The following is a 20490-nucleotide window of genomic DNA, read 5'->3' as shown; positions in this document are numbered from 1 at the left end:
GATACAAAATTAGATATTTTAATATTCAGAACATAATAATTTAATGCTCTATTATTAACAAAAAAGTACAGCTAACTTTACAATGATAAAGCTAGCTATACATATATTTATAGTTATTATTTAACGAATTCTATTGTTTCTGCTTTTTCAGCGTTAACACTATCAAAGAATCCTTGCTCGCTCATCCACTTATCACTGTATATTTTACTCATATAACGTGATCCATGATCTGGGAAGATAACAACAATTTTATCATTGTCGCTAAAAGTTTCTTCTTCATTAAGTTGTTTTATTGCTTGCATAGCTGCTCCTGAAGTATAACCTACAAAAAGGCCTTCAGTTTTTGCTATTTCTCTTGCTGTATGGGCACTTTCCTCATCTGTTACTTTTACAAACTCGTCTATCACATCAAAATCTGTAGCTGTTGGGATAAGGTTTTTCCCTAAACCTTCAATACGGTAAGGGTATATTTCTTTTTCATCAAACTCTTGGGTTTCATGATATTTCTTAATAACAGAACCGTAAGCATCTACGCCTATTACTTTGATATTTGGGTTTTGCTCTTTAAGATATTTTGCAGTTCCTGAAATAGTTCCTCCTGTTCCACTACACGCAATTAAATGCGTGATTTTCCCATCTGTTTGATTCCATATTTCTGGTCCAGTACTATGATAATGTGCATCTGTATTAAGCTCATTAAAATACTGGTTTATATAAACTGATCCTTTTGTTTCTTCGTGCAAACGTTTTGCTACTTGGTAGTATGAGCGAGGATCATCGGCACTTACGTGAGCTGGACATACATATACCTTTGCTCCCATAGTTTTTAGCATATCTATTTTATCTGGTGAAGATTTTGAGCTAACAGCTAAAATACACTGATATCCTTTGATTATACTAACCATTGCTATACTAAAACCGGTATTACCTGAAGTTGTTTCTATAATTGTATCTCCTGGCTTTAAAATACCTTTTTTTTCGGCTTGTTCAATAATGTAAAGAGCGATTCTATCTTTTGAAGAGTGCCCTGGATTAAAAGCTTCTACTTTTGCGTAGTAATTTCCTTTTAAAGAAGTTGTTATTTTATTTAACTTAATTAGTGGTGTGTTTCCCACTAAATCCAATACATTATCAAAAACTTGTTTGTCTTGTCCCATAAATGCTTTTTAGATAGCTACAATAATTATCCTATTTGTAGCCTAAAACCTCGCAAAAATACATTTTTTTTTTGACTACACATAAATTCCTTCTAAATCTAATATAAATGCATACTCTAAAGCTACCTCTTTTAAGCTTTCAAAACGCCCAGAGGCTCCGCCATGACCAGAATCCATATCTATATGAAAAAGCAACTTATTTTTATCGGTTTTTAGGTCTCGTAATTTAGCTACCCACTTTGCAGGTTCCCAGTATTGCACTTGAGAATCATGTAGTCCTGTAGTTACTAACATATTAGGGTATGCTTTTTTCTCAACATTATCATAAGGTGAGTATGATTTTATATAATCATAATATGTTTCATCATTAGGATTTCCCCATTCATCATATTCTCCTGTTGTTAATGGTATTGAATCGTCTAACATGGTTGTTACAACATCTACAAAAGGCACTGCTGCTATAACACCTTTATATAGTTCAGGGTTTAAGTTTATAATAGCTCCCATTAACAATCCTCCTGCTGAACCTCCATATGCATATAAATGACTACTTGAAGTATATTGCTGTTGAATAAGATATTTTGAAGAGTCTATAAAATCATAAAACGTATTTTTCTTTTGTAATAGCTTTCCAGTTTCATACCAATCGCGACCTAAATATTCTCCGCCTCTAATATGCGCTATAGCATAAATAAAACCTCTATCTAATAAGCTTAATCTGATACTTGAAAAATAGGGATCTATAGTAGAGCCATAAGAGCCATAAGCATATAATAATAATGGTGCATTACCGTTTAGTTTTGTATTCTTATTATAAACTAATGATATTGGTACTTTTACGCCGTCTCTAGCTGTAGCCCAAACACGTTCTGATTTATAATTTTCTTTATTAAAAGTTCCACCAAGAACTTCTTGCTCTTTTAATACTGTTTTTTGTTTAGTCTTGAAATTATAATCAATTACTGAACTTGGTGTTGTAAGTGCATTATAACTATAACGAAGTACATCGGTATTAAATTCTGGGTTACTACCTGTGTAAGCTGTATAAGTCTCACTATCAAAAGGTAGATAGTAATCTTCATCTCCACTCCAACTTATAATTCGAAGTCTATTTAAACCATTTTCACGTTCACTTACCACGTAATAATCTTTAAATATATCTATATCTTCTAGGAGAACGTTATTTCTGTGTGGTAAAACATCAACCCAATGTTCTTTTTCTGTAGTTTTCTCACTTGTTTTTTGCAGCTTGAAATTAACTGCTTCATCCTTATTGGTTATAATGTAGAACGCATCATCATAATGAGATATCGCATACTCTAAACCTCGTTCACGCTTTTGAAATAGCTTAAAATCTGCTTGAGGTGTATCAGCATTTAAAATCCTGTATTCCGTTGTTAATGTACTGGAAGAACCTATTACTAGATATTTTCGTGATTTGGTTTTATATATGTATGTATTAAATGTATCATCTTCTTCATGAAATACTTCTACATCATCCGCTATATTTGTATGTATTGTGTGCCTATATATTTTATGTGATCGTAGGGTTACGTCATCTTTTCTTGAATAAAACAGTGTTTTATTATCATTTCCCCAAGTACAAGAGCCTGTAGTGTTTTCAATTTTATCTGAATAAATTTCTCCTGTTACTAAATTTTTAATTTGAATACTATATTGACGTCTACTCACAATATCTGTAGAAAAAGCTGCCATGGTATTATCTGGACTAACAGAAATACCTCCTAATTTGAAATACGCATGTGCCTTTGCCATTTCATTACAATCAAACAAAACTTCTTCTTCAGCATCGAGAGATTCTTTTTTTCTTGTATATATAGGATAATCTTTACCTTTTTCAAAACGTGTCATGTACCAATAACCATTTAGTTTATAAGGCACAGAGCTATCATCCTCTTTAATTCTAGCTTTCATCTCTTCAAAAAGGCTTTTTTGAAAGTCTTCTGTGTGAGTCATGACGTCTTTTGTATAAGCGTTTTCTGCTTGTAAATATGCTATAACATCAGGGTTTTCTCTATCATTCAACCAAAAGTAATTATCCACACGAACATCATTATGTATTTTTAATTCGTGTGGTATCTTTTTTGCGACTGGAGCTTGCTTTAAGTTTTTCAAAAAAAGGGATATTTTTTATTATTAATTATAGCTATCAAAAATATAAAATTAAATAGCTTTGCTGCGAATAATTAAAAAAATAAAATCATGTTTGGAGATCTTATGGGAATGATGGGCAAACTTAAAGAAACCCAGAAAAAAGTTGAAGAAACTAAAAAACGTTTAGACACCGTACTAATTGATGAAGCTAGTAATGACGGAAAATTAAAAATAACGCTTACAGCAAACAGAGCCATAAAAAACATTGAAATAGACAACGAACTTCTTGAAGATAAAGAACAACTAGAAGACTATCTTGTATTAACACTTAACAAAGCTATAGCTAGAGCTACACAAGTAAATGAAACAGAAATTGCTGCTGTAGCAAAAGATGGCATGCCTAATATTCCAGGAATGGATATGTTTAAATAAAATATACTAAAATGTAAGTGTTTTTAATACATCTAGCATTTTATTATGCATGATATTGGTATAATCTAAATGGGTAACAAGGCGCATTTTACCTTCTCCCATGTCACTTATTAAAATACCATTATCATGCATTTTTTTATTGAATAAAGCTGCATCTACAGTATCAGACAACTCAAAAATAACAATATTAGTTTCTACGGGTTCTACTTTTTGTATGTAAGATAGCGTAGTTAAAACAGTTTCTAATTCTTTTGCTTTTTCATGATCTTCTTGCAATCTGTCTAAATGATTATCTAACGCATAAAGTCCTGCTGCTGCCGCAAATCCCATTTGCCTCATTCCGCCACCTAAAATTTTACGTACTCTAATAGCATGTTTCATAAAGGGCTCATCACCTACCAACACAGATCCCATAGGACAACCCAAACCCTTACTCAAACACACCGAAATAGTATTAAACAAATCGCCATATTGTTTTGCTGTTTCCCCTTTATAAACTAACGCGTTCCATAATCTTGCTCCATCTAAATGATATCCTAAATTATGTGTATTACAAACAGCTTTTATTTTTTTTAACTCATCAAAATCCCAACAAGCGCCTCCTCCTTTATTGGTTGTATTTTCTATTGCTACTAACGATGTCAACGGACTATGATAAAAATCTGGCGGATTAATAGATTTTTCAACATCACTAGCAGTAAACATACCTCTATCGCCATTAATAAGTTTGCATGATACACCACTATTAAAAGAAGCTCCGCCACCTTCGTAATTAAAAATATGTGCATATTTATCACATATTACTTGTTCTCCAGGCTGCGTATGTAGCTTAATAGCTGTTTGATTTGCCATAGTGCCACTAGGAAAAAATAGTGCCATGGGTTTGTCAAACATATCAGCAATACGTTTCTCAAGTAAATTAACGGTTTCATCTTCCTTGTAAACATCGTCTCCTACCTTGGCTTGCATCATTGCTTTTAACATGCCTTTTGTTGGCTTGGTTACTGTATCGCTTCTTAAATCTATTATCATGAATTTATTTTAAAACATAAAACTATAAAATTAATTCAAGTTATATTTTATAAGACTCTTTTTTAATTTTATTTTTGTCATTCACATAAATATTATTGTATGATTACTTCAGATCAAATAAAAGATCTTAACACCCGCCTTGATAAACTAAGGCACTATCTTTGACATAGATGCAAAGCTCATCGAAATTCAAAACGAAGAAGAACAAACATTTGACCCTAATTTCTGGAACGACTCTAAAGCTGCCGAAATTGTTATGCAATCTCTACGTTCAAAAAAGAAATGGGTAGAAGATTATAATACATCAAAAACACTTGTAGAAGATTTAGAAGTTATATACGAATTCTACAAAGAAGAAGAAGCAACTGCCGAGGATGTTGAAAGTAGATTTGAAAAAGCTAAAAATCTTATTGAAGATTTAGAGTTTAAAAACATGCTTTCTGAAGAAGGTGATAGCTTAAGCGCCGTTTTACAAATTACCGCTGGCGCTGGTGGCACAGAATCTTGTGATTGGGCAAGTATGCTTATGCGTATGTATTTAATGTATGCAGAAAAAAGTGGTTTTAAAGTAAAAGAACTTAACCATCAAGAAGGTGATGTTGCTGGCATTAAAACAGTTACTTTAGAGATTGAAGGAGAATTTGCTTTTGGATGGTTAAAAGGAGAAAATGGTGTACACCGTTTAGTTCGTATTTCACCTTTTGATAGTAATGCAAAACGACATACAAGCTTTGCTTCAGTATATGTATATCCGCTTGTTGACGATACAATTGAAATTGAAATTAACCCTGCTGATATTGAAATTACCACAGCCCGATCTAGTGGTGCTGGTGGACAAAATGTCAATAAAGTAGAAACTAAAGTTCAGCTTACACACAAACCCACAGGCATCCAAATTTCATGTTCAGAAACACGCTCTCAACATGATAACAGAGCTAGAGCTATGCAAATGCTTAAATCACAGCTTTATGAAATTGAGTTGCAAAAGCAATTAGCACAACGTGATGATATAGAAGCTGAAAAAATGAAAATTGAATGGGGAAGTCAAATCCGAAACTACGTGATGCATCCTTACAAATTGGTAAAAGATGTTAGATCTGGACAAGAAACCGGAAATGTAGATGCTGTTATGGACGGAAACATTCAACCATTTTTAAAAGCTTATTTAATGATGATGGGACAAAAAGAAGACTCATCTCAAACCTTATAAACATGCAACAAAACACAATTAAAACTATAATTTTTGACCTTGGTGGAGTGCTTATTGATTGGAATCCAGAATATGTCTATTTAGATGTTTTTAATGGTGACCGAAAAAAAATGCAATGGTTTTTTGATAACATATGCACCACAGACTGGAATGAGAATCAAGATGCTGGATATCCTTTAGCACAGGCAACACAAGACCGTATTGCTATGTTTCCTGAACATAAAGAACTCATAGAAATGTACTATGGTCGCTGGGTAGAAATGTTAGGCGAAGCCATTCAAGGTAGCGTTACCATCTTAAAACAACTAATCGATAACAAAAACTATCAAGTAGTAGCTTTAACAAACTGGAGTCACGAAACTTTCCCAATAGCTTTAGATAGGTTTGATTTTTTACATTGGTTTGAAGGCATTATCGTTTCTGGAGAAGAAAAAACAAGAAAGCCTTTTAATGATATTTATGAAATAACATTAAACCGCTTTAACATCACTGCCGAAAATGCCATTTTTATAGATGATAACTTGAGAAATATTGAAGCTGCAAGAGCTATGAATATTAACGGCATTCACTTCTCCAATCCAGAACAACTAAAAACTGAATTAAAAAATTACAACATAACTGTATTATGATACATATATACCATAATCCTAGATGCAGTAAATCTAGACAAGGATTAGAAATTTTAGAAAACTCTGGAAAAGAATTTGAAATTATAAAATACCTTGATAATGTACCTTCAGAAGAAGAACTAAAACGTTTAATCACCCTTTTAGATATTAAACCTATAGAACTTGTTAGAAAAAATGAAGCCATATGGAAATCTGACTATAAAGGAAAAGATTTATCAGATAGCGAAATTATCTCTGCCATGATAAAAAACCCAAAACTTATTGAACGTCCAATAGTTACAAATAATAGTAAAGCAGTAATAGGACGCCCACCTGAAACTATAAAAAACATTATATAAAAAATTCAAAACCTTGGTTTAACAGCCAAGGTTTTTTATTTAACAAACTTTTAACCAAAGCCGACTAAACCTAGGTCTATTTTTGCAGTCTTAAAGCAAAAAAACAAACCATGACCAAATTTTTATTTGCATTATTTGCATTATCCTTATCATTTGTAACCGCACAAAATGATCTAACTATTTCAGGAATAGTCTACGATAAAGAAACCAAGCAACCGCTAGAGTATGCTACTGTTTCTTTTTTTAACAAAGCCGAAAATCGTATTGCTACAGGTGGCATCACTGACGAAAATGGAAAATTTAATATTTCTGTTGCTAGTGGTACTTATAATATTTCTGTAGAATTTATTGGTTTTGAAAAAATAACACTTAACAATCAAAACCTTACCACAGATAAAAACCTTGGAAGCATAGGGCTTTCAGCTGGTTCAGAAGCTTTAGACGAAGTAGAAATTATTGCCGAAACTACAACTGTAGATATAAAACTTGATAAAAAGATTTATAACGTAGGTAAAGACCTTACCGTTCGTGGTGGTACAGTAAGTGATGTTTTAGACAACGTTCCTTCTGTTTCTGTTGATGTTGAAGGAAATGTAGCCTTAAGAGGACAAGATAACGTTAGAATACTTATTAACGGTAAACCATCTGGTTTAGTTGGATTAAATTCTACCGATGCTTTGCGTCAGCTACCTGCTGAATCAATAGAGCGTGTTGAAGTTATCACATCTCCTTCGGCTCGTTATGATGCTGAAGGTACCGCTGGTATTTTAAATATTATTTTACGTCGTAGTAAACTTCAAGGTTTAAACGGTGCCATAACTGCCAATGCTGGGTATCCAAATCAAGCAGGTCTTTCTGGAAATATTAATTACAGAACAGGAAATTTTAACTTTTTTAATACAACAGGTGTTAGCTATAGAGAATCTCCAGGAGAATCAACTACTGAAACAGAATACTTTAATGGTGATGACCCAAATAGTTTTCTAAATGAATACCGTGATTTTGATAGAGAAAGAAAAGGTATTAATACAAACTTTGGTGTAGAATGGTACATCACAGACTCTGCATCATTAACAGGAGCTGTTTTCTACAGAAAAAGTGACGATGATGATTTGACTACAAATCAAAGTCACCTAATTAACGGGCTTGGTGAAGCTAGCAATTCAACACGTTTAGAGTTTGAAACAGAAGATGATAAAACAATACAATATTCATTAAATTTTGACAAACAATTTAATGGAAACAGTCAGCATAAACTAACTGCAGATTTTCAATATGAAAATTCTAATGAAAATGAGTTTGCCTCTATTCAACAAAACTATATAGATTCTGAAAGAGTAACCACATACCAGTCTGAAGACCGTGTTTTATTACAAGCAGATTATGTACACCCGCTAAATGAATCTAGTCAATTTGAATTAGGTTACCGTGGTAATTTTAATACATCTGATACAGATTATGCATTAGAATTAAATAACGGAAGTGGTTTTGTTTTAGACAGAAAAACAAGTAACAACCTTATTTATAAGGAATACGTAAATGCTGTTTATGCGCAATATGGTAATAAAATAAAAGACAAATTCTCTTACCTATTGGGGTTACGAATGGAAGATACACGTGTTACAGTAGAGCAATTAACATCTAATGATTTAGAGAAGAAAAATTACACTGGTTTCTTTCCTACCATTAATTTAGGTTATGAGTTAACTGAAAACCAAAGTTTGACTTTAGGATACAACAGACGAATTAGAAGACCTCGTTCTAGATTTATCAATCCTTTTCCTTCAAGAAGTAGTGCCACTAACCTATTTCAAGGAAACCCAGATTTAGACCCTACCTACTCTAATTCTTTTGATTTTGGTTACCTTAATAAATTTGGAAAATTAACCTTAAACTCTTCAATATATTTTCAACATGCAACAGATGTGTTTACTTTCATAACTATAGATTCTGGTACTACAACTATCGTTGATGGTGTTCCTGTTCCTGTTGTTTTAAGTACACCGGTAAACCTATCAAGTGAAGACCGTTACGGCTTTGAGTTTACTTTAACTTATAGACCTACAAAAAACTGGAATATGAATGGTAACTTTAACTTATTCCAATCTTCTACTGAAGGAACTTATAACAATGTTGTTTATGACAATGAAAACTTAAGCTGGTTTGTACGCTTTAATAACAAATACACTTTACCTGGAAACATAGACTGGCAAACACGTTTGTTTTACAGTGGACCTCGTGAAGATGCTCAAAACAAATCTAAAGGTATGTTCTCTACAGATATGGCGTTTAGCAAAGATTTATTCAACAACAATGCCTCAATTGCGTTAAGTGTTAATGATTTATTTAATAGCAGAAAACGACAAACAGATTCTTTTACAGAAACTTTTAATCGTGAAAGCGAATTTCAATGGAGAAAACGTAGCTTTAACCTATCATTTACTTATAGATTTAATCAACAAAAAAGTCGTCAAGACCGCGAAAGAAATAGTGATGGTGGTGATGATATGCAGTTTGAAGGATAACATATATTCTCATCATAAAAACAAAAAACGCTCTAAAAATTTAGAGCTTTTTTTGTTTTATAAACTTTAATAAAGCGCATAAAAAAAGGAAACCTCAACGGTTTCCTTTTATATTTATATTTATAAAGAAAATTTTTAGTGCGCAGCACGTTTAGCTTTTCTTTCTTCTTTTATCTCTTTAAGACGCTCAATTAATGCTCCGCCAATCCAGTAAGGAATAACAAAGGTTAATAAAAATATCATGACCCAAAAACCAATGGTTAAAATGGTTAAAAATGCTAAAAATCCTAAATATTGATCAAAATCGAACATAATTGGCTGTATTATTAATTTACTGCAAAGATAGGATAAAGTGTTTTCTTTTACAACAGCAATTTCAAAATTATTAACAGGATAATCAACATTTTTTAGAAATAGTGTCATTGTAAATACATTAATTATAGCGTTTCGATAATTAACTAACACATTATTAATAGATAAGTGTTTTTCTTACTCAAGCCATTAATTTATTATTCAAACAAAAAAAGCACCATAATAAACACTATGATGCTTTTTTTATTGAATTTCCTAATCCAAATTAGGTTGTGGAGTTAAACGTAAGTAAGGTTTTACTTCTGTGTATCCTTTAGGAAAATGTTTAGGAATATCACTAGTAGCTATTGCTGGTACAACAACACAGTCATCGCCATTTTTCCAATTAGCAGGAGTTGCTACTTTATGATAAGCTGTAAGCTGCAGTGAATCGATAACTCTTAAAAGCTCATCAAAATTTCTACCAGTTGATGCTGGATATGTTATAATTAGCTTTACCGTTTTATCTGGAGCAATAACAAAAACTGATCTTACTGTAGCATTAGCATCAGAATTTGGGTGAATCATATCATATAGTGCTGATACTTCCCTATTCTCATCTGCTATAATGGGAAAATTTACAGTAGTATTTTGAGTTTCGTTAATATCACTAATCCAGCCTTTGTGAGATTCTAATCCATCAACACTTAATGCTGCAACCTTAACGTTTCGTTTATCAAACTCTGGTTTATATTTTGCAACTGTTCCTAATTCAGTTGTACATACCGGAGTATAATCTGCTGGGTGAGAAAATAATATTCCCCAGCTTTCTCCTAACCAGTCATGAAAGACTAATTCTCCTTGTGATGTTTGTGCTGTGAAATTTGGCGCAACATCACCTAATCGTATTGTAGACATAATGTTTATTTTTTTATTGTACTGTAAAAATACGCAATAATCTACTAAATCGGTAGGAATTAGCTTTTTTGTGATTTTTTTATGATTTTAACTATCAAAAACAGCAACCGCTCTAACAGGAGAACCTGTTCCTCCTCTTATTTTTAAAGGTATTCCTTTGCCATGTGATTTATAGCATCTACATGAGTTCCCGTATGCTCACCCAACTCTAGTTTATGTACAGCGGCTGTTTTTTCTTTAGAGTTTTTAATACCATCCCATTCTTCATGAGAGTTATGTATACTCATTTTTACTTGGGGTAAATCTTTTTAAACGGGCATTCCCTCATATATTTCTTGGCTTAAATCAACAATTTCTATCATAAAATATTAATTCTAATTTGATAACTAATGTATGCATTATGAAAATATGAGCTAAAATATATCGCAGATATCTGTTAACCTTTTATAAACAAAATTTAGCTTAATCTAGCATTTTACTTATTAGGTTTCCGTGTTGATCTATAATAACATCTAGATCTTGTCTTGTAAATGTGTTTAGTTCAATTTTATATGAAATTTTATCTTCATCTGTCATTCTTTCAATATCATCAATTGTATATCCTTTGAAATTGGATTTTAATCTATCCATAACAACTTTAGGTAATTCATCTTTGGTTATATCTTCTTTGTGTCTTACTAAAACACCTTGGGAATTATACCATATTTCGTGATCTGTATTCCACCCTATTTCAAAATCTACGTTATACAAAACACCATCCATTTCCCATTCTATATCTGATGCTTTTGGAAAACTATTATTAAACGTATTTAAAATTACCGAAGGCACTTGATTTTGTGCAAGATCTTGAGATTGACCTGAAATAGCAATACATATTGTTGCTGCAAAAATTAAAACTTGTTTTTTCATCTTGTTATGTGTTTTTATATTGTTAATACTAAAACAAAGTAAACACCTAAAGTTGGAAAGAATTGGGAAAGTTATTTTTATGAAAAAACGACTTGAAAACTGTGTTCTAAATTTTTATAAGCATAAGTAACTTGAAAGTTATAACTATCAGAAATAGCTTTTACAATAGCTAGACCAAGCCCTGCTCCTGTTGATTCTTGATTTGGTTTATAAAATCGCTTAAATATTAAATTTTCATCTAGACTAACGTTGTTACCTGAATTACTTATCGTTATACTTTCTTTTTCTATTGTTATTGATATATAGCCTATTTCTACATTATGAAAAACAGCATTTCGTATTAAGTTAGATATGATAATGCTTGCTAGTGTTTTATCTATATTAACTGATGCCTTTTTGTTTTCGTTTACTGTGACCTTAATCTTTTTGTAGTCAATGATATCTTTTAAATTACTTAAGCTATCTTTTACTACATCATTAATCAAAATTTGCTCATTTTGAAAAAACTGTCTGTTTTCTATTTTTGATAAGAGTAATAATGATTTATTGAGACGTGTTAATCGCTCTATAATATTCATTACTTCAGCAATATCATTTGCTTGTTTGTCTTGTAATTGCCCATCTTCTATAAGTAACTCTAACTTATTTATAGTTATTGCTAACGGTGTTTGTAGCTCATGCGCTGCATTACCTATAAACTGCTTTTGCTGGTCATAAACATCTGTTGTATGTTTTAGTAGGTTTGTTACTGTATCTTGTAAATCTAAAAACTCTTTTGTTTTTGTTTTTACTTTTGGGTACAATTTACTTTTGCCTAATCTAAATGCTTTAAGCTGATATAAAAACTCATAAAATGGTGTCCAGAGTTTTTTTAATACAAAATTGTTTATTAAAACAATGCAAACTAGCAAGCTTATATACAACCAAATGGTATCTTTAAGTAGCTCTTTTATTAAATCATCTTCTTCTACCATTGAATTTGCCACTTTTAATTCATAGTAATTATCATTTAACTCAAAGGCTGTGATTAGCATTCTTACTGGTTCTTGTTCTAATTGTTCGTCATCAGCGTCTTGCATATATAAAACAGTATCTACATAAGAGTCTTTTACTTTAAGAGCTTGTTGCTTGTCAATTTGTTTTATAGTAAAAAAACTTTCATCAAAATACGTTTTTGTAAGTATGGTAGAATCTTGTTGTGCGTTTAATATTATTAACCGCTTGTAGTTTTCTAACCCTTCGTCAATACTACTTTTTATTTCATTTAGCATGTTGAAATAAAAAAGCACAGACCAAGCTGTGATAATTGTTAATATTGATATAGATAAATAATTTAATGACTGATTAAGAAGTTTCATAAAGCAACAAGTTTATACCCAATTCCGTAAATAGATTGTATTTCTATTTCGGCTTTAGCTATTTGAAGTTTCTTTCTTAAATTTTTTATTTGATAATAAACAAAGTCAAAATTATCAGCAGTATCAGAGTTGTCTCCCCAAACATGTTCTGCCATTGCAGACTTTGTAATGAGCCTATTTTTATTAACCATAAAATAGTTTAAAATATCAAACTCTTTTCTGTTTAAGGCTACATCTTCATGATTTATTAATATTGTACGCTCTTTAATATCCAGAACACAATTAGTAATTTCAATAGTGGTTTTACCATCTAATTGCTTCCTTCTTAAAACAGCTTTAACTCTAGCATTGAGTTCTGCCAAATGAAAAGGTTTTGTGAGATAATCATCAGCACCAAGTTCAAGTCCTTTTAGTTTATCGTCTAATGAATCCTTGGCAGAAATTATTATTACATTTTCACGCTTGTTAGCATTCTTAATGTCTTGTAAAATTTTTAATCCGTTTCCATTAGGTAGCATTATATCTAGTAAAATACAATCGTATTCATAAATAAAGATCTTATCTATTGCACTATAATAATCTGAAGCTGTTTCTACCAAAAAATTCTCTCTTTCAAGAGATTCTTTAATACTACTTAATAGTTTTATTTCGTCTTCTATTACTAAAATTTTCACAATGTAAATTTACTTTAAGATATTGGAAAAAAATGGGAATTAGTAAATAATAACATTTTGAGTATTAATTTTAAAAAAATTGAATTAATATCTACCATAAACGGTCTTTTTATGTAAAAAACTAAGCTATTAAAACAATCAAAAATTGTAACTTTAGCGCTTGTTAAAACAAAACAAAACATATTATGACATACAGAATAGAAAAAGACACAATGGGCGAGGTTAAAGTACCTGCTGATAAACTTTGGGGAGCACAAACAGAACGTTCTAGAAACAACTTTAAAATTGGAAATGTAGCTTCTATGCCTTTAGAAATTGTATACGGTTTTGCTTACTTAAAAAAAGCTGCTGCGTATACTAACTGTGAGCTAGAATTTCTTTCTTCTGAAAAACGTGATTTAATTGCTCAAGTATGTGATGAAATTTTAGAAGGAAAACACGATAATCAATTTCCTTTAGTAATCTGGCAAACTGGTTCTGGTACGCAAAGTAATATGAACCTAAATGAGGTTATTGCAAATAGAGCACATCAAATAGCTGGTAAAGTTATTGGTGAAGGCGAAAAAACTATTCAACCTAATGATGATGTAAATAAATCACAATCATCAAATGACACATTTCCTACAGGAATGCATATTGCGATTTATAAAAAAGTAGTTGAAACAACCATTCCGGGTGTTATTAAACTACGAAATACATTACATGAAAAATCTATAGCTTTTAAAGATGTTGTAAAAATAGGTCGTACGCATCTTATGGATGCAACACCACTAACCCTTGGACAAGAGTTTTCTGGTTATGTATCTCAATTAGATCACGGATTAAAAGCTTTAGAAAACACTTTACCACACCTTGCTGAATTAGCTCTAGGTGGTACAGCTGTTGGAACAGGACTTAATACACCTGAAGGTTATGCAGAGTTAGTAGCTGAATACATAGCTAAATTTACTAACCTTCCTTTTGTTTCTGCTGGAAATAAATTTGAAGCGCTTGCTGCTCATGATGCTTTGGTTGAAACACATGGCGCTTTAAAACAATTGGCTGTATCTCTAAATAAAATAGCCAATGATATTAGAATGATGGCTTCAGGACCACGCTCTGGAATTGGAGAAATTATTATTCCTGCTAACGAGCCTGGAAGTTCTATTATGCCAGGGAAAGTAAACCCTACACAATGTGAAGCTTTAACAATGGTTTGTGCACAAGTTATGGGTAATGATGTAGCTGTAACTGTAGGTGGTACACAAGGACATTATGAGCTTAACGTATTTAAACCTATGATGGCAGCCAACTTACTACAATCTGCTCAATTAATTGGAGATGCTTGTGCTAGTTTTGATGATCATTGTGCTTCTGGAATTGAACCAAACCACAGTGTAATAAAACAATTACTAAACAACTCATTAATGCTTGTTACTGCTTTAAATACCAAAATAGGGTATTATAAAGCTGCAGAAATAGCTAATACTGCTCATAAAAACGGAACAACATTAAAAGAAGAAGCTATTAATTTAGGCTATGTAACTGCTGAAGAATATGATGCTTGGGTAAAACCAGAAGACATGGTAGGTAGTTTAAAATAATTAAAATCCATATATAAATTCAAATTATGAAAAAAAAACTACTGACTATTTTATTATTTATAATTAGTATACTAACTATACAATCTCAATCAGATTCTACAACATTTTCTCCTATAATAACTATAGATGCATCTCCAGGATCCACTCCCTATGCTATAGCATCTGGAAATTTAGATGGTGACTCTTTTCCTGACCTTGTTGTTGGGCTATTATATGGAAACAAAGTATTACATTACAAAAATAATGGTAACGACACTTTCGCATCAGCTGTTGAAGTCTCTTCCTTAACGCAAGTTTCTGGATTATTTTTGGCTGATATTGACGGCATTAATGGAGATGACATACTAGCTACCTCTTTTGATGGAAACAAACTGGTTTGGTATGCTAATGATGGCTCTGGAAATTTTGGGTCTGAAAACGTCATTTCTAATAATATAAATGGAGCTGGAGCCGTATACGCTGCAAATATTGATGACAATATTGGTTTAGATGTTATTGTTGCTGGTTTTAACGATAATAAATTTGTTTGGTTTTCAAATGATGGCTCTGGCAACTTTGGTACAGAACAAACTATTGCGTCTGGGCTGTCTGGAGCTGGTGATTTTGATATAAAGGATTTTGATGGTGATAATGATTTAGATATTGTTATATCTACAGCTCCTTATACTCCTCCTGGTGTCATTGAAGTATTCTATAACCAACTAACAGAAAGCGGTTCTCCAACATTTATTATTGACAGTAATAACGTATCAAATTCAGGCCAATATTTATTTGATGTTAATTTTGCAGATATTGATAACGATGGCTCTATAGATATTCTAGCAACTGATAGTTATAGTGATCTTGCTTGGTATAAAAAAGAGGGAGATGGTTCTTATACAAAAATAGTTATTCCAGTTTCCTTACCTAGTTCTGCTATAGTTGAATCTGTAGATTTAGACAATGATGGTGATAATGACCTCGTAGTTAGTAACGGAAGTGCTACAGGCACTAATGATATTGTTTGGTTTGAAAGTGATGGCACTAGTCCAACTACTTTTGAAACTGAAGGAACAGTTGATGGATCTGGAACACAATCCCAAGTGTTTTCTATGACTATAAATGATTTTGATAATGATGGTGATTTAGATATTGCTTCAGCTGGTTATAACAGTGCTGGAGATGGTGTCTATTGGATTAAAAACCAATTAGAATCACTTTCTATAAATGAAGAGTTAAAAAATAAGGGGGTAAGTATATATCCTAATCCAGCAAAAAACGTTTTACATATTAAAACAAATTTATCTAATATAGGTGTTGCTACTGTTTATAACATATTAGGAAAAAAAGTATTAAACACTCACCTATCTGAAAACAAATCTATTGATATATCTAAATTATCTCATGGAATTTATATCCTGAAATTTAGTAATAGTGATAAAGCTTTTAAATTCATAAAAGAATAAATTAAAAATAATAGTATATTTAAAACGCTAACAATCTCTGTTGGCGTTTTTTATTACAATTAACCAATTAAAAAAACAACCTGTGTCAATTTTAATCAAAAATATAAAAGAGCTAATTCAAGTCAGAGAAACCAATGTACTAAAAGTAAGTGGTGCTGACATGAAAGAACTTCCAACCATAAAAAATGCTTACCTACTTATAGATCATGATACCATTGTAGAATATGGTAAAATGGAAGATTGTGAAAACATTCAAGCAGATAAAACAATTGATGCTACAGGAAAAGTAGTATTACCTACCTGGTGCGATTCGCACACACATATTGTTTATGCAGGTAATAGAGAACAAGAATTTGTAGATAGAATTAACGGTTTAAGTTATGAAGACATAGCCAATCGTGGTGGTGGTATTCTTAACTCTGCCGAAAAACTACAAAACACAAGCGAAGAAGAACTTTATAACCAATCTGTAAAAAGACTAAAAGAAGTTATAAAGTTAGGCACTGGAGCCATTGAAATAAAATCTGGATACGGGCTTACTGTTGATGCCGAGCTTAAAATGCTACGTGTTATAAAACGTCTTAAAAAAGAGTTTCCGGTAAAAGTAAAAGCCACGCTTCTTGGTGCACATGCTATTCCTAAAGCTTATAAAGACAACCAAAAAGCATATGTAGACTTGGTAGTTAATTCAATGATTCCTAAAGTAGCCGAAGAGGAACTTGCTCATTATATTGATGTATTTTGCGAGAAAGGCTATTTTACACTTGAAGATACTGAACGTATTTTAAAAGCTGGTTTAGCTCACGGACTTACACCAAAAATTCATGTAAACCAATTCAATGCTTTTGGTGGTGTTGCGCTTGGTGTTAAATACAATGCTTTATCTGTAGATCATTTAGAAGAGCTATCAGACGATGATGTTAAAGCTTTAAAAGGCAGTAACACTATGCCAGTAGCTTTACCTTCTTGCTCCTACTTTTTAAGCATTCCTTATTCGCCAGTAAGAAAATTAATGAAAGCTGGCTTGCCTGTTGCTTTAGCAACTGATTATAACCCTGGTTCTACACCAAGTGGAAATATGAATTTTGTAGTAAGTACTGCTTGTATAAAAATGAAAATGACACCAGAAGAAGCTATAAATGCAGCAACAATTAATGGTGCTTATGCAATGGGAATTAGTAATATGTATGGAAGTATTTGTAGAGGAAAAAAAGCTAATATTATCATCACTAAAGAAATACCTAGCTATCACTTTTTACCATATGCTTTTGGAAATAATCATATAGAAACGGTGATCATTAATGGCGTAGAAATGTCATAATTACAAATAAAAAAACCCGAAAGCTTTACTTTCGGGTTTTTGTCATTAAAATTATATAATTGAAATGTTCTATGGATATATTTTCAAAAAATTCAAATGACTAATCAAACATTTCTTATTTAAGAGTAAACTCTGTAGCAGAAACTAATCCTTTGTTATTAAAAACGTTTACAACATATCTACCTTCAGCAAATCCGTCATCTGTTCTAGGAGCTACAAACTCGCAAACATTTAAACTACTATTTTCGTAATTGAATTTACTTACTAAACTATAATTTAAGGTTTTATCGTCGTCAAAAGCTATTTGTTCGTTAGCACCTAATGTATTATTATTTGGGTCTATAACCTGTACATAAAGCTCTTGATCTCCAGCTTGTACTAAACTGTTTTTAGCAACCGTAAAACAAACTCTAATTTTATCTGATCGTCTAGCTCTTTCAGTTGGAATTAGTTTTCCAGAAGTTCTTTCTATAACACCAAAACCTTTTAATCCTACTGTGTTTAAAACTGCTGCATTTTCTACTACAGTAGCTAATTCAGTATTTTGAACTAATAATGAATCTGTAAACATTGTTCGTTCTTCAAGACGTACTTTTGTACTATCTAAAGACGTAGCTAATAACTCATTTTCAATTTTCAGTTTATCATTTTCAGTTAGTAAAACGTCCATTTCTTTTTGAAGAGATAAATATTTGGATTTATATCTCCATAAACTTTGTACGTTAGTTTCAGATATTTTTAATGAATCTATCAATCCATTAATACGATCTTTTGCTTCTACCAACTTGGCATTTGCAACTTCATTGTCTCCAATAGCAATATCATACTGTTTTGCCATATTGCTTAAATCTTTCATTACTAGTTGCTTTTCTTTTGTCAACTGTGCTTCGGTTTCTTTCTTTTCTTTCACTAAATCAAAAGAGTAAAAAGCTGCACCTAAAAAAAGTGCTAAGGCAATACCTAAAGCGACTTTTAAACCTAAATTACTTTTGTTATTTTCCATAATTACTTGTTTTTAAAATTTATTGTCAAGTATATTTTTTCTGACCAATAATCTTAATTTTTAATGTTGTTTTTTTATTGTTTAACTAAATTAACTGTAATTTTATATACAATTAAAATCTACATATGGATAAACTAGTCTTATTTAACAATACTACAAAAAAAACGCTTGTAAACAAACGACCAGGCGAATCCAAATTTGGAGATAACATACACTTGTTACCTGCCATTTCCAATATATACGAACAGCTTATAAATTTAGACGTCAAATATGTGATTTTAGGTATTCCTGAAGATGTTGGTGTTTTTGGAAACTACGGAAAACAAGGGACTTCAAGAGCTTGGGAAGCTACACTTAAAGTTTTGTTAAATATACAAAGTAATCATACAAATCATGCTGATAAGGTTTTGATTTTGGGTTATTTAAATTTTGAAAAAGAGTTAAAAAAACTATCAGAATTACAGCAAAACAGTAAGAAAGATATTATGAAAGCCAGAAAGCTTGTGTCTAGTATAGATAAACATGTTACTTATACTGTAGAACAAATTGTTCTAGCCGGAAAAACACCTATTGTTATTGGCGGCGGTCATAATAATGCTTATGGCAATATAAAAGGAACTGCTCTTGCTTTAAAAAAACCTATAAATGTGATAAATTTTGATGCCCACACTGATTATAGAAGTCAAGAAGGTAGACATAGCGGTAACGGGTTTTCTTATGCAAATGCTGATGGCTTTTTGAAAAACTATTTCATTTTTGGACTTCATGAAAATTACACTTCAAAAGAAATTTTTAAAACACTAAACAATACAGAAACTATTGCTTATAACACTTTTGAAGCTATATCTGTAAGAAAAGAATTAAAATTCAAGACTGAAATGGAACGCGGATTAAACCATATATCAGATTCTAGTTTTGGTATAGAAATAGACTGTGATGCTATACAAAATACACCTAGTAGTGCAATGACGCCTTCTGGGTTTAGTGTTAATAAAGCTAGAAGATTTGTTCACTTCTTTGGAAATCAAAAAAAAGCAGCTTATTTACATATTTGCGAAGCTGCACCAACTCCGGAAACAGAAAACCAAGTTGGTAAGCTAATTACGTATTTAATTACAGATTTTATAAAAGCTAATTTATAAGTTAAATCTCAATCTCAATTATTAATTTTGTCATAAGTATCCTGACAACAAAACAAGTCTACACACCTGGTATACAGAATGGTAAAAAACAAAAATCTGTTGTTTAATTGAAAATAATCCCTATATTTGAGCAGCTATTAACCCAATCTAAATCCTACGATGTATTTATTTCATCAATTATTTTCAGTAGAACAATTTCTTATAATTAAAGGATATAGTATTATAACAGCATTATCAATCACCATATTATTTTTCTTGATTTTATTAATTCTAGGAGTTCGAAAATCCTATAAATTAAAACAAGAGAATGATCGCTTAAACAGTTTAAGTACATCAATGGAGCTTGATGATGAAAATAAAATATATAAAGACTTTACAGAAGGTCATCTTTATGAGAATCGTTAAAAA

At 31.4% G+C, this 20490-nt stretch carries 19 protein-coding genes; 9 read left to right on the top strand and 10 right to left on the bottom strand.

Features of this window, described 5'->3' with window-relative positions; translation table 11 throughout:
• Positions 1-116 precede the first annotated feature (116 nt).
• Together ACN5J3_RS10755 and ACN5J3_RS10750 are read right to left on the bottom strand one after the other, a co-directional pair.
• Positions 117-1157 (bottom strand): PLP-dependent cysteine synthase family protein, encoded by a 1041-nt coding sequence (locus tag ACN5J3_RS10755; RefSeq protein WP_417291099.1) that lies wholly within the window; start codon positions 1155-1157, stop codon positions 117-119.
• 75 nt (positions 1158-1232) lie between these two features.
• Positions 1233-3293, bottom strand: coding sequence for a S9 family peptidase (locus ACN5J3_RS10750; RefSeq protein ID WP_418511749.1), 2061 nt, complete (start codon positions 3291-3293; stop codon positions 1233-1235).
• 87 nt (positions 3294-3380) lie between these two features.
• Between ACN5J3_RS10750 and ACN5J3_RS10745 the strand changes: the two genes are divergently transcribed.
• Positions 3381-3704 carry a YbaB/EbfC family nucleoid-associated protein gene (locus tag ACN5J3_RS10745; protein WP_344730858.1) on the top strand — a complete coding sequence of 108 codons (324 nt, stop codon included), beginning with the start codon at positions 3381-3383 and terminating at the stop codon, positions 3702-3704.
• 6 nt (positions 3705-3710) lie between these two features.
• On the opposite strand, the gene ACN5J3_RS10740 is transcribed toward ACN5J3_RS10745, so the two are convergent.
• Positions 3711-4736 carry a threonine aldolase family protein gene (locus tag ACN5J3_RS10740; protein ID WP_418511748.1) on the bottom strand — a complete coding sequence of 342 codons (1026 nt, stop codon included), beginning with the start codon at positions 4734-4736 and terminating at the stop codon, positions 3711-3713.
• Positions 4737-4835: 99 nt separating this feature from the next.
• Here ACN5J3_RS10740 and prfB point away from each other — a divergent pair.
• From prfB to ACN5J3_RS10720, 4 genes are all read left to right on the top strand, one after another.
• Positions 4836-5946, top strand: a protein-coding gene (prfB, locus tag ACN5J3_RS10735; RefSeq protein WP_417291102.1) for a peptide chain release factor 2 whose coding sequence is annotated in 2 segments (ribosomal slippage) — positions 4836-4898 and positions 4900-5946 — 1110 coding nt in all. Because the reading frame shifts where the segments join, the coding sequence is not laid out codon by codon here.
• 2 nt (positions 5947-5948) lie between these two features.
• On the top strand, positions 5949-6575 hold the full coding sequence (locus ACN5J3_RS10730; RefSeq protein ID WP_418510009.1) for an HAD family hydrolase: 627 nt from the start codon (positions 5949-5951) through the stop codon (positions 6573-6575).
• On the top strand, positions 6572-6913 hold the full coding sequence (arsC, locus tag ACN5J3_RS10725; protein WP_418510010.1) for an arsenate reductase (glutaredoxin): 342 nt from the start codon (positions 6572-6574) through the stop codon (positions 6911-6913). Before ACN5J3_RS10730 ends, arsC begins: the two co-directional genes overlap by 4 nt.
• Before the next feature lie 110 nt (positions 6914-7023).
• Positions 7024-9438 carry a TonB-dependent receptor domain-containing protein gene (locus ACN5J3_RS10720; RefSeq protein WP_418511747.1) on the top strand — a complete coding sequence of 805 codons (2415 nt, stop codon included), beginning with the start codon at positions 7024-7026 and terminating at the stop codon, positions 9436-9438.
• A gap of 135 nt (positions 9439-9573) precedes the next feature.
• On the opposite strand, the gene ACN5J3_RS10715 is transcribed toward ACN5J3_RS10720, so the two are convergent.
• The 6 genes from ACN5J3_RS10715 to ACN5J3_RS10690 all read right to left on the bottom strand — a co-directional run bounded on the left by ACN5J3_RS10715 (position 9574) and on the right by ACN5J3_RS10690 (position 13588).
• Positions 9574-9861, bottom strand: a complete 288-nt coding sequence (locus tag ACN5J3_RS10715; protein ID WP_418511765.1) for a hypothetical protein — start codon at positions 9859-9861, stop codon at positions 9574-9576.
• 144 nt (positions 9862-10005) lie between these two features.
• Positions 10006-10647, bottom strand: a complete 642-nt coding sequence (locus ACN5J3_RS10710; protein ID WP_418510012.1) for a peroxiredoxin — start codon at positions 10645-10647, stop codon at positions 10006-10008.
• 143 nt (positions 10648-10790) lie between these two features.
• Positions 10791-10934, bottom strand: a complete 144-nt coding sequence (locus ACN5J3_RS10705; RefSeq protein WP_418511746.1) for a cyclase family protein — start codon at positions 10932-10934, stop codon at positions 10791-10793.
• A gap of 175 nt (positions 10935-11109) precedes the next feature.
• The gene (locus ACN5J3_RS10700) at positions 11110-11556 is read right to left on the bottom strand and encodes a PepSY-like domain-containing protein (protein WP_418511745.1); all 447 of its coding nucleotides are present in this window, start codon (positions 11554-11556) and stop codon (positions 11110-11112) included.
• Between the two features lie 77 nt (positions 11557-11633).
• Positions 11634-12914, bottom strand: coding sequence for a sensor histidine kinase (locus ACN5J3_RS10695; RefSeq protein WP_418511744.1), 1281 nt, complete (start codon positions 12912-12914; stop codon positions 11634-11636).
• On the bottom strand, positions 12911-13588 hold the full coding sequence (locus ACN5J3_RS10690) for a response regulator transcription factor (RefSeq protein WP_418511743.1): 678 nt from the start codon (positions 13586-13588) through the stop codon (positions 12911-12913). The genes ACN5J3_RS10695 and ACN5J3_RS10690 overlap by 4 nt, the downstream gene beginning before the upstream one ends.
• Before the next feature lie 185 nt (positions 13589-13773).
• Between ACN5J3_RS10690 and fumC the strand changes: the two genes are divergently transcribed.
• The 3 genes from fumC (at position 13774) to hutI (ending at position 17937) form a co-directional block, all read left to right on the top strand.
• Positions 13774-15171, top strand: coding sequence for a class II fumarate hydratase (gene fumC, locus ACN5J3_RS10685; RefSeq protein WP_418511742.1), 1398 nt, complete (start codon positions 13774-13776; stop codon positions 15169-15171).
• Between the two features lie 26 nt (positions 15172-15197).
• Complete coding sequence (locus tag ACN5J3_RS10680) at positions 15198-16616, top strand: T9SS type A sorting domain-containing protein (protein ID WP_418511741.1); 1419 nt, start codon at positions 15198-15200, stop codon at positions 16614-16616.
• Positions 16617-16698: 82 nt separating this feature from the next.
• Positions 16699-17937: an imidazolonepropionase gene (gene hutI / locus ACN5J3_RS10675; protein WP_418511740.1), complete on the top strand. Its 1239-nt coding sequence runs from the start codon at positions 16699-16701 to the stop codon at positions 17935-17937.
• A 115-nt stretch (positions 17938-18052) separates the two neighbouring features.
• Here hutI and ACN5J3_RS10670 read toward each other — a convergent pair whose 3' ends face one another.
• Positions 18053-18940 (bottom strand): chromosome partitioning protein ParA, encoded by an 888-nt coding sequence (locus ACN5J3_RS10670; protein WP_417291114.1) that lies wholly within the window; start codon positions 18938-18940, stop codon positions 18053-18055.
• A gap of 125 nt (positions 18941-19065) precedes the next feature.
• On the opposite strand from ACN5J3_RS10670, the gene ACN5J3_RS10665 reads away from it, so the two are divergent.
• Positions 19066-20082, top strand: a complete 1017-nt coding sequence (locus ACN5J3_RS10665; RefSeq protein WP_418511739.1) for a formimidoylglutamase — start codon at positions 19066-19068, stop codon at positions 20080-20082.
• The last annotated feature ends 408 nt before the right edge of the window (positions 20083-20490 follow it).

The organism is Corallibacter sp. (genome assembly GCF_048381695.1).
GTDB classification, from domain to species: domain Bacteria; phylum Bacteroidota; class Bacteroidia; order Flavobacteriales; family Flavobacteriaceae; genus Corallibacter; species Corallibacter vietnamensis.
The sequence above is the reverse complement of the archived record's forward strand: the minus strand, read 5'-3'. Positions and strand labels throughout refer to the sequence as shown.

Bases quoted from the DNA above. Each gene is read 5' to 3' on its own strand.
- ACN5J3_RS10755 (WP_417291099.1), bottom strand. From the start codon at position 1,157: ATGGGACAAGACAAACAAGTTTTTGATAATGTATTGGATTTAGTGGGA.
- ACN5J3_RS10745 (WP_344730858.1), top strand. From the start codon at position 3,381: ATGTTTGGAGATCTTATGGGAATGATGGGCAAACTTAAAGAAACCCAG.
- ACN5J3_RS10740 (WP_418511748.1), bottom strand. From the start codon at position 4,736: ATGATAATAGATTTAAGAAGCGATACAGTAACCAAGCCAACAAAAGGC.
- ACN5J3_RS10730 (WP_418510009.1), top strand. From the start codon at position 5,949: ATGCAACAAAACACAATTAAAACTATAATTTTTGACCTTGGTGGAGTG.
- arsC (WP_418510010.1), top strand. From the start codon at position 6,572: ATGATACATATATACCATAATCCTAGATGCAGTAAATCTAGACAAGGA.
- ACN5J3_RS10720 (WP_418511747.1), top strand. From the start codon at position 7,024: ATGACCAAATTTTTATTTGCATTATTTGCATTATCCTTATCATTTGTA.
- ACN5J3_RS10715 (WP_418511765.1), bottom strand. From the start codon at position 9,861: ATGACACTATTTCTAAAAAATGTTGATTATCCTGTTAATAATTTTGAA.
- ACN5J3_RS10710 (WP_418510012.1), bottom strand. From the start codon at position 10,647: ATGTCTACAATACGATTAGGTGATGTTGCGCCAAATTTCACAGCACAA.
- ACN5J3_RS10705 (WP_418511746.1), bottom strand. From the start codon at position 10,934: ATGAGTATACATAACTCTCATGAAGAATGGGATGGTATTAAAAACTCT.
- ACN5J3_RS10700 (WP_418511745.1), bottom strand. From the start codon at position 11,556: ATGAAAAAACAAGTTTTAATTTTTGCAGCAACAATATGTATTGCTATT.
- ACN5J3_RS10695 (WP_418511744.1), bottom strand. From the start codon at position 12,914: ATGAAACTTCTTAATCAGTCATTAAATTATTTATCTATATCAATATTA.
- fumC (WP_418511742.1), top strand. From the start codon at position 13,774: ATGACATACAGAATAGAAAAAGACACAATGGGCGAGGTTAAAGTACCT.
- ACN5J3_RS10680 (WP_418511741.1), top strand. From the start codon at position 15,198: ATGAAAAAAAAACTACTGACTATTTTATTATTTATAATTAGTATACTA.
- ACN5J3_RS10670 (WP_417291114.1), bottom strand. From the start codon at position 18,940: ATGGAAAATAACAAAAGTAATTTAGGTTTAAAAGTCGCTTTAGGTATT.
- ACN5J3_RS10665 (WP_418511739.1), top strand. From the start codon at position 19,066: ATGGATAAACTAGTCTTATTTAACAATACTACAAAAAAAACGCTTGTA.